Raw genomic sequence first — 11,501 nt, forward strand, 5'->3', positions numbered from 1 at the left:
TCCCCCCCCAGCCCGGCCTCCACCCACCGCATCGAGGACCTGGCGCACCTCAGCGGCACCACTGTCCGCACCATCCGCGCCTACCAGGACAAAGGGCTGCTCCCCCGCCCCGAGCGGCGCGGCCGGGCGAACGTCTACTCGGAGGCCCATCTCCAGCGGCTGCACCAGATCGCGGACCTCCTCGACCGCGGATACACCTTGGCCTCCATCAAGGAACTCCTTGAGGCCTGGGACACGGGCCGCGGTCTCGGAGGGGTGCTCGGCCTGGTCGCCGAGGTCGACGGACCGTGGACCGACGAGGAGGCCGTCCGGATCACCCGGTCCGAGTTGGTCGAGCGGTTCGGAGGGGTTCCGGACGAGGCCGCCGTGACGGACGCGGTCGAGTTGGGTGTACTGGAGCCGGTGCCCGGCGAGGAGGACCTCTTTCTCGTGCCGAGCCCTCAAGAGCTGGCTGTCGCGGCCGAGTTGCACGCCGCCGGAGTTCCTTTGTCGGCGATCACAAGCCATCTGAGGGAGTTGAGGGGACAGATCGAGCACATCGCCGCCCGTTTCCTGGACTTCACCACCGAGCACGTGTTCGCTCGCTATCTCGGCGGGCACCAGCCTCCGAGCGAGGCGGAAACAGCCGAAGCCGCAGCCCTGGTACGTCGGCTGCGGCCTCTCGCCCAACAGTCGGTGGACGCGGAACTCGCCCGCGCGATGCGCTCGTTGGCGACCCGACATCTCAGACAGCATCTCGGTGCCGACGCCCCTGTGCAGCGGACGAGTGAGTCGTTCCCGGTTCAGATCCCGGCCTCCACAATTCAGGCGGTGGAGAGGCTTGTCGGCCCCGAGCACCTCCAGGCGTTCATCACGGCGGCCGCGGAACGGGAGGTACAGACACGTACCTTGGACTCCCTGACAGCAAGTGCTCAAAATGTGAGCAAACTTGACCAATCCCCCTGAAGGGGGTGCAGGGTTGTCCACAGAATCTCCAATTCCCCTGTGGATAACTCCACTTGGCTGTGGATCAAACATCCCGGTCAAAATCGCGTGCGTGACGCGTGTCTCGCGGGCACGCTGGCGGCATGGACGAAAGACGCACCGTGAAGGTGTCGAAGTACCTCTCGAAGCATCTGCGACACCAGCCCGAGCGGATCGGGCTCACTCTGGACGAGGCCGGCTGGGTCGAGATCGACACGCTCATCGAGGCGGCCGCCGCACACGGCTTCCGCTTCACCAGGGCGGAACTCGACCACGTGGTCGAAGCCAACGACAAGCGGCGCTTCGCCGTGCGGGGCGACCGCATCCGCGCCAATCAGGGCCACACCGTCGAGGTGGACCTCGGCCTGCCTGCGGCGACCCCGCCGTCGTACCTCTACCACGGCACGGTCGCGGCCTATCTGACCGCGATCCGCACGGAGGGCCTGCGGCCCATGAACCGGCACGACGTGCACCTGTCGCCCGACCGCGAGACAGCCACCCGGGTCGGTGCCCGACGCGGCCGCCCGGTCGTTCTCTCCGTCGACGCCGGAGCGATGCACCGCGACGGCCATGTGTTCCGGGTCAGCGCCAACGGCGTCTGGCTGACCGAGGCGGTTCCGCCCCAGTACCTGCGCTTCCCGCAAACCCACTGACCACACCCCGGACCGGACCGACCCCTCCCGCCCCGGGTCGGACCGTCGCGCGTCTGCGCTTACGCTCGAAGCATGAGTCTGCGTCTGAGCACCGTGATCCTGCCGTACCTCCGCTGGCACGACGGCGGCCGCACCACCTGGCAGCGGGCCGACCAGCTCGGGTTCCACACCGCGTTCACATACGACCACCTGTCGTGGCGAACCTTCCGGGACGGGCCGTGGTACGGCGCCGTACCGACCCTGACCGCCGCGGCCGCGGTCACGGACCAGCTGCGGCTCGGCACCCTCGTGACCTCGCCGAACTTCCGTCACCCGGTGACCCTCGCCAAGGAACTGATCTCCCTCGACGACATCTCCGGTGGCCGGATCACCCTCGGCGTCGGGGCGGGCGGCACCGGTTTCGACGCCACCGTGCTCGGCCAGGAGCCGTGGACACCGCGCGAGCGCGCCGACCGGTTCGCCGAGTTCGTCCCCCTGCTCGACCGGCTGCTCAGGGAGGACTCCGTCTCCTTCGAGGGCGACTACTACTCGGCCCACGAGGCGCGCAACATCCCCGGCTGCGTCCAGCGCCCCAGGCTGCCCTTCGCGGTGGCCGCCACCGGCCCTCGCGGCATGAAGCTGGCGGCGCGCCACGGACAGGCGTGGGTGACCACGGGGGACCCCAAGCTGTTCGAGACGGGCACCCCGGAACAGTCCGTGCGGGCCATGCGCGGGCAGATCGAGAAGCTGGCCGACGCGGCCGCCCAGATCGGACGGGACGCCGCCGGGATCGACAAGGTCCTGCTCACCGGCTTCACCCCGGACCGCGGCCGTCCACTGGAGTCGCTCGACGCCTTCGTGGACTTCGCCGGCCGCCACGCCGAGCTGGGCTTCACCGACATCGTGATCCACTGGCCGATCCCGGACTCCGACTTCGCGGCGGACGAGAAGGTCTTCGAACGCATCGCCATGGAGGCCCCCGCCCAGCTGTCCTGAACCCGCCGGTCAGCCGCCCCGGCCAGGAAGGCCACGGCAGCTATCGGCGCAGGTCGAGACACGTGCACAGGACAGGCATCACTCACCTGTGCGGGCGCCCGCACGGCCGTGCACGCATATGCGCGACAATGGGGTCCGTGACCTCAGCGACGAGACAGCCCGAGACCCCGGCCCCGACCGTCCCGCCGCGGCTGATAGCCACGGACCTCGACGGCACCCTGCTCCGAGACGACAAGTCCGTCTCCCCGCGTACGGTCGCCGCCCTGGCGGCCGCCGAGCAAGCCGGCATCGAGGTCTTCTTCGTCACCGGGCGCCCGGCCCGCTGGATGGACGTCGTGAGCGAGCACGTCCACGGCCACGGCCTCGCGATCTGCGGCAACGGAGCGGCCGTCGTCGACCTGCACGGCGGCCCCGGCGCCCACCGTTTCGTCAAGGTCCGCGAGCTGGCGCGGGAGAACGCGCTCGACGCCGTGAGGCTGATGCGTGACGCCGCGCCGGGCACGGTCTACGCCGTCGAGCAGACGTACGGCTTCAATCAGGAGCCCGAGTATCCGAAACTCCACATGGAGATCCCCGACATCCTCGCGCCGGCCGAGAAGCTGCTGGCCCCGGGCGGTGTCGCTGACCACGAGCCGGTGCTGAAGATCCTCGCGTACCACCCCTCACTCGACCCCGACGACTTCCTCGCCACCGCCCGTCTGGCCGTCGGCGACCGCGCCACCATCACCCGGTCCAGCCCCAGCGCCCTGCTGGAGATCAGCGGCCCGGGTGTCTCCAAGGCCAGCACCCTCGCCCTGTGCTGCGCCGAGCGCGGTATCTCGCACGAGGAGGTCGTCGCCTTCGGTGACATGCCGAACGACGTGGAGATGCTCACCTGGGCCGGCCAGTCGTACGCCATGGGCAACGCGCACCCGGACGTCCTCGCGGCCGCCTCGGGGCGAACCGTCGCCAACAACGAGGACGGCGTCGCGGTCGTCATCGAGCGCCTGCTGGCCGAACGGCTGTAACCAAGGCAGAGCGCCGCAGCCGGGATGCCCCGCGACAGCGGACGTCCGCGCTCCGGCCGAAGCGCCCGCACCCTCGTCCCCGTCCGGCCGCGAGGCCCGCGGCGCAGATGCCCTCGGTTACAACCGCACCCCGTGCTTCAGCAGCCACGGCACGGGGTCCACGCCCGACCCCAGCTCCGGCGTGACCCGTACCTCGAAGTGCAGATGCGGACCGGTGGAGTTCCCGGTGGTGCCCGACTGGCCGATCCACTGACCGGGCGCCACCCGTTCGCCCTGGTCGACGGTGACGGCGGCGAGGTGCGCGTACTGGGTGTAGTAGCCGTCCGGGTGCCGGAGCACGACCTCGATGCCGAAGGCACCGCCGCACGACACCTTCACCACCCGCCCCGCCCCCACTGCCCGCACCGGCGTGCCGATGGGTACCGCGAAGTCCTGCCCGGTGTGCCGACTGGACCAGCGCTCACCACCACTGCCGAAGCCCGCGGAGAGCTCATACGACTCCACAGGCGCGACCCACGGCCGTGTGCGGCCCGGGTCCGGCTGCTCCAGGCGGACGGCGCCCCGGCAGGAGCCCGCCGCCACGGACGCGTCGGCCTGCCCCTGGAGCGTCCACTGGGCCTGTTCGAGTTTCCGCTGGATGTCCTGCTTGATCTCGCCGAGTTCGGAGTTCCGCTTCTCCAGCCTCCGCCACGCCGTCGCGGCCCTCGCCTTGCCCGCCGCGAACCTCGCCTCCGCGCGCCGGCTCCTCGTGACCGCCGTGTCGAGCGCCAGATCGGCCTGTCGTCCGGCTCGCTGCCCCCGCATGAGCTCGTCGGGATCGTCCGCGAGGAGCATCTGCGCGGTGTAGGGCATCCCGCCGCCCTCGCGGTACTGGGCCCGGGCGATCCGGCCGAGGTCGGCGTTGAGCGCAGCGAGCTGCCGCCGCTCCCGCCCGAGCAGCTGCTCCATCCGCCGAGCCTGCGTCCGTTGCCGATCCCCCGCGCTCCGCACGGCCTCGTACTGCTGCGTCGCCACGGCCGCCTCCTCGAACAGCCGCGCCACCTGGGCACTGACCCCGGCGTCAGCGGGAACGAAAGCCGGGCTCACTCCGCCGTCACCCTCGGCGGCTGTCGGCCGAGCCACGAGAACCGCGGCGGCACACAGCAGCACGGCGACGAGGACCCGATGTCGGCGAAGTGAACGCATGCCGCGATCGTGGCCCGCGCCGGAGACCGTGGTCATGTCCGGGGCGTCCAGCCGGGGGACACCCTGCCCCGGATGGACCAAGATGCCTGCGCCGAACAGGGGCCCGGCACCCTCGCATTCGGCGAGGAGCCTTGCGTCAACCCCACTCACGTAAGGCACCTGACACGGCACCAGCCTCGACAGCGCCCGAGACCGCATGCGAACGGCGGCGCTCCGCCCCTGATCGGAGACTCAAGCCCTGACCAGCAACTCCCCCGCCGCCTCCCGCTCGACCATCGCCCGCAAGGGGCCATCCACCGAGGTCAGTTCGGCGTAGGTCCCGCGCTGCGCGACACGCCCCTCCGCCAGGACGACGACCTCGTCCACGGCGTCCAGCCCGGCCAACCGGTGGGTGATCAGCAGGGTCGTCCGGCCCTCGGTCGCGGCCAGCAGATCGGCGGTGAGCGCATCGGCCGTCGGCAGGTCGAGGTGTTCCGCCGGCTCGTCCAGGACGAGGACGGGGAAGTCGGCCAGCAACGCCCGGGCGAGGGCGAGCCGCTGACGCTGACCGCCGGACAACCGCGCCCCGTGCTCACCGATCAACGTGTCGAGTCCTTCGGGGAGTCCGTCGACCCAGTCGAGCAGGCGTGCCCGCGCGAGCGCGTCCCTCAGGTCCTCCTCGTCGGCGTCCTTGCGGGCCATCAGCAGGTTCTCGCGCACGGAGCTGTCGAAGAGGTGCGCGTCCTGCGCACACAGCCCCACGAGCCGCCGTACGTCGTCCCCGTCGAGCGTGAAGGCGTCCGCGCCGCCCAGCGTGTACATCCCCTCGCGCACGTCGAGGAACCGCAGCAGCACCTGGGCGAGCGTCGTCTTGCCCGCACCCGAGACACCGACGACGGCAACCCTCCGCCCCTGTTCGAGGGTGAGGTCCAGCCCGACGAGCGCATCACGCTCCTGACCCGCGTACCGGGCCCCGAGCCCTTCGAGTCGCAGTGGGAACGGCGACACCGGCGGCTTCGCGGGTCGCTCCGGTTCGCGGACGGGGTCAGGAGCGTCCAGCACCTCGTAGACCCGCTCCGCGCTCCTGCGCACCCGCTGGCGGAACTGGGCCGCGAGCGGCATGCCGAGCACCGCCTCGAACGCGGCGAGCGGGGTGAGCACGACAACGGCCATGGCCACACCGCTCAGCCGTCCATCGCCGACCGCCCGGGCTCCCAACAGTGCGGTGCCGGCGACGGTGAGCCCCGACACGAGCGCCGTCAGACCGTCACCGATCGCGGTGGCGGTGGCGGCACGTGAGGCGATCCGGGTGAGGACCCGGTCGGCTCGCTTCGCCTCGGCGGTGCGAGCGGGCAGGGCGCCGGCGACCGCCAACTCGGCGGTGCCGCTCAACAGGTCGGCCACGCGGGTGGCCAGCACGCCACGAGCGGGCGCCAATCGCTGCTCGGCCCGCCGGGCCACGGCTCCGGTCACCAGGGGCACCCCGACCCCGGCCGCCAACAGCCCGACGGCGAGGGCCGCACCAGCCTCGGGCAGCAGCCAGGCGGTGAACCCGACGGAGGCAGCGGACACGGCCACGGCCGCACCGGCCGGCAACAACCAGCGCACCCAGTAGTCCTGCAGAGCATCCACATCAGCGACGAGCCGTGAAAGCAGATCACCCCGCCGTACCGTGCGCAGCCCGGCGGGCGCCAGGCGCTCCAGTCGCCGGTAGACGGCCACCCTGGCGTCGGCGAGCATCCGCAGCACGGCGTCGTGCGACACCAGCCGCTCCGCGTACCGGAACACGGCCCGCCCGATCCCGAACGCCCGCGTGGCCGTCACCGCGACCATCAGATACAGCACCGGAGGCTGCTGCGAGGCCCGCGAGATCAACCAACCAGAGGTTGCCATCAGTCCGACGGCGCTGCCGAGGGCGAGGCTGCCGAGCAGCAGGGCGAGGGCGAGGCGGCCCCGGCGGGGTCCGGCCATATGACGGACGCGGGTCAGCACGCCACCCTGCCGCTGAAGCGGGAGGGGCACAGAAGGCACCGCGGCCACCGCTTCCGGCTGGTCAGGGCGGCGGGGTGCAGTCGCTTCCGCACGGTCGGCGGAGGATGCCGCGGCGGACACCGTGGCACCCTCCAAGCGGACCACCCGGTCCGCGACGTCGAGCAGCGCCGGTCGGTGCACTACAAGAAGGACCGTCCGGCCGACGGCCAGCCGCCGTACCGCTTCCACGACCTCCGCCTCGGTCTCCCCGTCCAGCGAGGCCGTCGGCTCGTCGAGGAGCAGAACGGGCCGGTCGGCGAGGAAGGCCCGGGCGAAAGCGAGTCGTTGCCGCTGGCCGGCGGAGAGACCGGCGCCGTCCTCGCCGAGCGCCGTGTCGGCCCCGGCAGGCAGCGCGTCCACGAACTCCAGCGCTCCGGCGTCGGCCAGCGCACGCCGCACCGCCGCGTCGTCCGCGTCCGGACGGGCCAGCCGTACGTTCTCGGCGATGGACCCGGCGTACAGGTGGGGGCGCTGCGGCACCCAGGCGACACGCGAGCGCCACTGCTCCATGTCGAGCACGGCGAGATCGACTCCGCCGACCGACACGGTGCCCGCGGTGGCCCTGGTGAACCCCAGCAGAACGTGCAGAAGCGTGGACTTGCCCACCCCGCTCGGCCCGACGATCGCCACCGTCTCGCCGGGCGCGACGGTGAAGGACACGTCGGAGACAGCGTCGTACGAGCGCCCGGGGTACCGGACCGTCACGCCCTCGAAGCGGATGTCAGCGGAGGACGGGACCGTCCCCGTGCCGGACGCCGGGACCGGTGTCTCCAGGACCTCGAAGATCTCCTCGGCCGCCGCGAGCCCTTCGGCGGCCGCGTGGAACTGGGCGCCCACCTGTCGGAGGGGCAGGTAGGCCTCGGGCGCCAGGATGAGGATGACAAGTCCGATGTACAGATCCATCTCGCCGTGCACGAGCCGCATACCGATGGTGACCGCGACCAACGCCACCGAGATCGTCGCCAGCAGTTCCAGGGCGAAGGACGACAGGAACGCGATCCGCAGCGTGCGCATGGTCGCCTGCCGGTACTCACCGGTGATCCTTTTGATCGACTCGGCCTGCGCCTTGGCCCGGCCGAACACCTTGAGCGTCGGCAGCCCTGCCACGACGTCGAGGAAATGCCCCGAGAGCCGGGACAGCAGGCGCCACTGGCGATCCATCTGGGAGCGGGTGGCCCAGCCGATGAGCACCATGAAGATCGGGATCAGGGGAAGAGTGCCGACGATGATCGCTGCCGACACCCAGTCCTCGGTGACGATCCGCGCGAGCACCGCCACGGGCACGACCACTGCGAGGCCCAACTGCGGCAGGTAGCGCGAGAAGTAGTCGTCGAGCGCGTCGACGCCGCGAGTGGCGAGGGCGACCAGTGAGCCCGTGCGCTGGCCACTGAGCCAGCCGGGCCCGAGCGCGACGGCTCGTTCCAGAAGTCGGCCTCGGAGCTCCGACTTCACGGCCGCACTCGCACGATGGGCAGCCAACTCGGTGAGCCACGAGACGACGGCCCGTCCCACCGCGACGGCCACCAACAGCAGCAGGGGAGTGCCGAGTTCACCGACGGTCAGCCCGTGCTGGAAGGCACCGACCACCACCTCGGCGATGAGCATCGCCTGCGCGATGACGAGCGCGGCCCCGACGGCACCCAGGCCGATGACCGCCGCGAGGAAGAGGCGGGTCGCTCGTGCGTACCGCAGCAGTCGTGGGTCGATCGGTTTCACGTGAGACACCCTTCTCGGCGGGCATGTTTCACGTGAAACATGCCCCTTCGGCCGCAGGGGGTGTGTTTCACGTGAAACATCGCGAAACACACCCCTCGGGCCCAGACTCAGTGCGCCGGCTCGGCGATGTGCTGCGTGCCGATCCGCTTGCGGAACACCCAGTAGGTCCACCCCTGGTAGAGCATCACGATCGGCGTGGCGATGGCCGCACACCAGGTCATGATCTTCAGGGTGTAGGGACTCGACGAGGCGTTGGTGACCGTCAGGCTCCAGTCCTCGTTCAGCGAGGACGGCATGACGTTCGGGAAGAGCGTCAGGAAGAGCATCGCGACGGCCGCCACGATGGTGAGACCGGACAGAGCGAACGCCCAGCCCTCACGGCCCGCCCGAACGGCGACCAGCGCCACCACGAGCGCGGCGACCGCGACGATCAACGCGACCAGCGAGGCGCCGTCACCCTTCTCGGTCTGCGTCCAGAGGAGGAACAGCAGCGCCAGCCCCGCCGTCACGGCCCCGACGCGCAGGGCCAGCTTCCGGGCCCGTTCCCTGATGTCCCCGACGGTCTTGAGCCCGACGAACACCGTCCCGTGGAAGGTGAACAGCGTCAGCGTGACCAGGCCGCCCAGCAGGGCGTACGGGTTCAGCAGGTCGACGACACTGCCCACGTACTCGAAGTCCCGGTCGATCTTGACGCCGCGCACGATGTTGGCGAAGGCCACGCCCCACAGGAAGGCGGGCAGCAGCGAGGTCCAGAAGATCGCGGTCTCCCAGTTGCGCTGCCACTTCTCCTCGGGCCGTTTGGCCCGGTACTCGAAGGCGACACCCCGGACGATCAGGCAGACCAGGATGAGCAGCAGCGGCAGATAGAACCCGGAGAAGAGCGTGGCGTACCACTCGGGGAAGGCGGCGAAGGTCGCGCCGCCCGCCGAGAGGAGCCACACCTCATTGCCGTCCCAGACAGGCCCGATGGTGTTGATGAGGACCCGCTTCTCCGGCCGGTTCCGGGCCAGCAGCCGGGTGAGGACGCCGACCCCGAAGTCGAAGCCCTCCAGGAAGAAGTAGCCGATCCAGAGGACCGCGATGGCGACGAACCAGACGTCGTGAAGTTCCATGACTGTGCAGCTCCCTCGGCCTAGTACGAGAAGGCCATCGGCTTGTCGGCGTCACGGGAGTCGCCGCCGATCTTCGTGGGCGGGTTGAGGTCGGCCTCCGTCAGCTCCGGCGGCCCGGCCTTGACGTACTTCACGAGCAGCTTGACCTCGACGACGGCGAGGATCGCGTACAGCGCGGTGAAGACGATCATCGATGTGAGGATCTCGCCCTGCGAGACACCGGGGGAGACCGCGTCACGGGTCCGCAGCACGCCGTAGACGACCCACGGCTGGCGGCCCATCTCGGTGAAGATCCAGCCCCAGGAGTTGGCGATCAGCGGGAAGCCCAGGGTGAGGATGGCGATCCGCCAGTACCACTTGGTGAGGGTGGGGCCGAGGGCCCGGCCCGGCAGGAGCGAGAGGTGCGGCACCTCGTCATCGCCGACCCTGAGGTGCTGCGGAAGCAGGAACTTCTTTCGGGTCAGCCAGAGCCCGACGGCGCCGAGGGCGAAGGACGCCATCCCGAAGCCGATCATCCAGCGGAAGCCCCAGTAGGCGACGGGGATGTTGGGCCGGTAGTCGCCCGGCCCGTACTTTTCCTGCTCGGCCTTGTTGACGTCGTTGATGCCGGGGACGTACGAGCTGAAGTCGTCCTTGGCCAGGAAGGAGAGCAGGCCGGGGATCTCGATGGCGACCTTGTTGTGGCCCTCGTCGACGTCACCGACGGCGAAGACGGAGAAGGGCGCGGGCGCCTCGCCGTCCCAGAGGGCCTCGGCGGCGGCCATCTTCATCGGCTGCTGCTCGTACATGACCTTGCCCAGCAGGTCGCCGCTGATCGCGGTGAGCATGCCGCCGACGACCACGGTGACCAGGCCGAGCCGCAGCGAGGTCTTCATCACGGGGATGTGCTTCTTGCGGGTCAGGTGGAACGCGGCGATGCCGACCATGAAGGCGCCGCCGGTGAGGAAGGCCGCCGAGAGGGTGTGGAAGACCTGGGTGAGCGCCGTGTTCTGGGTCAGCACCAGCCAGAAGTCGGTCAGCTCGGCACGGCCCTTGGCCTCGTTGATGCGATAGCCGACGGGGTGCTGCATCCACGAGTTGGCCGCGAGGATGAAGTACGCCGACAGGATCGTACCGATGGAGACCATCCATATACAGGCCAGATGGATCTTCTGGGGCAGCTTGTCCCAGCCGAAGATCCACAGCCCGATGAAGGTGGACTCGAAGAAGAAGGCGATCAGCGCCTCGAAGGCGAGCGGGGCACCGAAGACATCGCCGACGAAGCGCGAGTAGTCGGACCAGTTCATGCCGAACTGGAACTCCTGCACGATGCCAGTGACGACGCCCATCGCGATGTTGATCAGGAAGAGCTTGCCCCAGAACTTGGTGGCCTTGAGGTACTTCTCCTTCCCCGAGCGCACCCACGCGGTCTGCAGGCCGGCCGTGAGCGCGGCGAGCGAGATCGTGAGCGGGACGAAGAGGAAGTGGTAGACGGTCGTGATGCCGAACTGCCATCGCGCCAGTGTCTCCGGCGCCAGAGCGAGGTCCACGTCTTCTCCTTACATGCCGTGGCACTGCGGCAGTTAGCCCCGTCTGTTCCGTACATCACGGGACAACCGGGACGCGCTTGTGAAAGCGTTCACATTCACAAGCAATTATGCCGCATACCCGTTCGGGCATCGATGGGCGGGGGGTCCCTCTTCCCGCGCCGATGGTCCCCTGCCACAAAGACGCAGGTCGGACCTGTGATCAGACGCAAAAGGGCCCGAGGGGGAACCTCGGGCCCACATCCTTGACAGCCGCCTAGCCGAGACAGGCGAACACCCCCGGCTAGAGCTTGTCAGTGCTGTGACCGGAAAGGTTCACCGGCTCGCGACACCCGGCACGGCACCTCGCGGCGT

General features: G+C 70.0%; 8 protein-coding genes. 4 read left to right on the forward strand and 4 right to left on the reverse strand.

Translation table 11 applies throughout. The annotated features are described in order from the left end of the window. Window positions 1–30 precede the first annotated feature (30 nt). The 4 genes from AOK23_RS29405 to AOK23_RS29420 all read left to right on the forward strand — a co-directional run bounded on the left by AOK23_RS29405 (window position 31) and on the right by AOK23_RS29420 (window position 3,598). Window positions 31–945: a MerR family transcriptional regulator gene (locus AOK23_RS29405; protein WP_063791424.1), complete on the forward strand. Its 915-nt coding sequence runs from the start codon at window positions 31–33 to the stop codon at window positions 943–945. 122 nt (window positions 946–1,067) lie between these two features. After that, on the forward strand, window positions 1,068–1,616 hold the full coding sequence (locus AOK23_RS29410) for an RNA 2'-phosphotransferase (protein ID WP_055715630.1): 549 nt from the start codon (window positions 1,068–1,070) through the stop codon (window positions 1,614–1,616). Between the two features lie 72 nt (window positions 1,617–1,688). Next, window positions 1,689–2,591 carry an LLM class flavin-dependent oxidoreductase gene (locus AOK23_RS29415; RefSeq protein WP_055715631.1) on the forward strand — a complete coding sequence of 301 codons (903 nt, stop codon included), beginning with the start codon at window positions 1,689–1,691 and terminating at the stop codon, window positions 2,589–2,591. A gap of 137 nt (window positions 2,592–2,728) precedes the next feature. Continuing rightward, window positions 2,729–3,598, forward strand: coding sequence for a Cof-type HAD-IIB family hydrolase (locus AOK23_RS29420; protein ID WP_055715634.1), 870 nt, complete (start codon window positions 2,729–2,731; stop codon window positions 3,596–3,598). Window positions 3,599–3,715: 117 nt separating this feature from the next. Here AOK23_RS29420 and AOK23_RS29425 read toward each other — a convergent pair whose 3' ends face one another. The 4 genes from AOK23_RS29425 to AOK23_RS29440 all read right to left on the reverse strand — a co-directional run bounded on the left by AOK23_RS29425 (window position 3,716) and on the right by AOK23_RS29440 (window position 11,150). Next, window positions 3,716–4,783: a peptidoglycan DD-metalloendopeptidase family protein gene (locus AOK23_RS29425; protein ID WP_055715635.1), complete on the reverse strand. Its 1,068-nt coding sequence runs from the start codon at window positions 4,781–4,783 to the stop codon at window positions 3,716–3,718. Between the two features lie 231 nt (window positions 4,784–5,014). Then, a complete protein-coding gene (gene cydD, locus AOK23_RS29430; protein WP_206336317.1) occupies window positions 5,015–8,509 on the reverse strand; it encodes a thiol reductant ABC exporter subunit CydD in 3,495 nt (1,164 codons plus the stop codon). Between the two features lie 107 nt (window positions 8,510–8,616). Beyond that, a complete protein-coding gene (cydB, locus tag AOK23_RS29435; protein ID WP_055715633.1) occupies window positions 8,617–9,621 on the reverse strand; it encodes a cytochrome d ubiquinol oxidase subunit II in 1,005 nt (334 codons plus the stop codon). A gap of 20 nt (window positions 9,622–9,641) precedes the next feature. Next, window positions 9,642–11,150, reverse strand: a complete 1,509-nt coding sequence (locus AOK23_RS29440; protein WP_055538022.1) for a cytochrome ubiquinol oxidase subunit I — start codon at window positions 11,148–11,150, stop codon at window positions 9,642–9,644. Between the last annotated feature and the right edge of the window lie 351 nt (window positions 11,151–11,501).

The organism is Streptomyces torulosus, from assembly GCF_001419765.1.
GTDB lineage: Bacteria > Actinomycetota > Actinomycetes > Streptomycetales > Streptomycetaceae > Streptomyces > Streptomyces torulosus.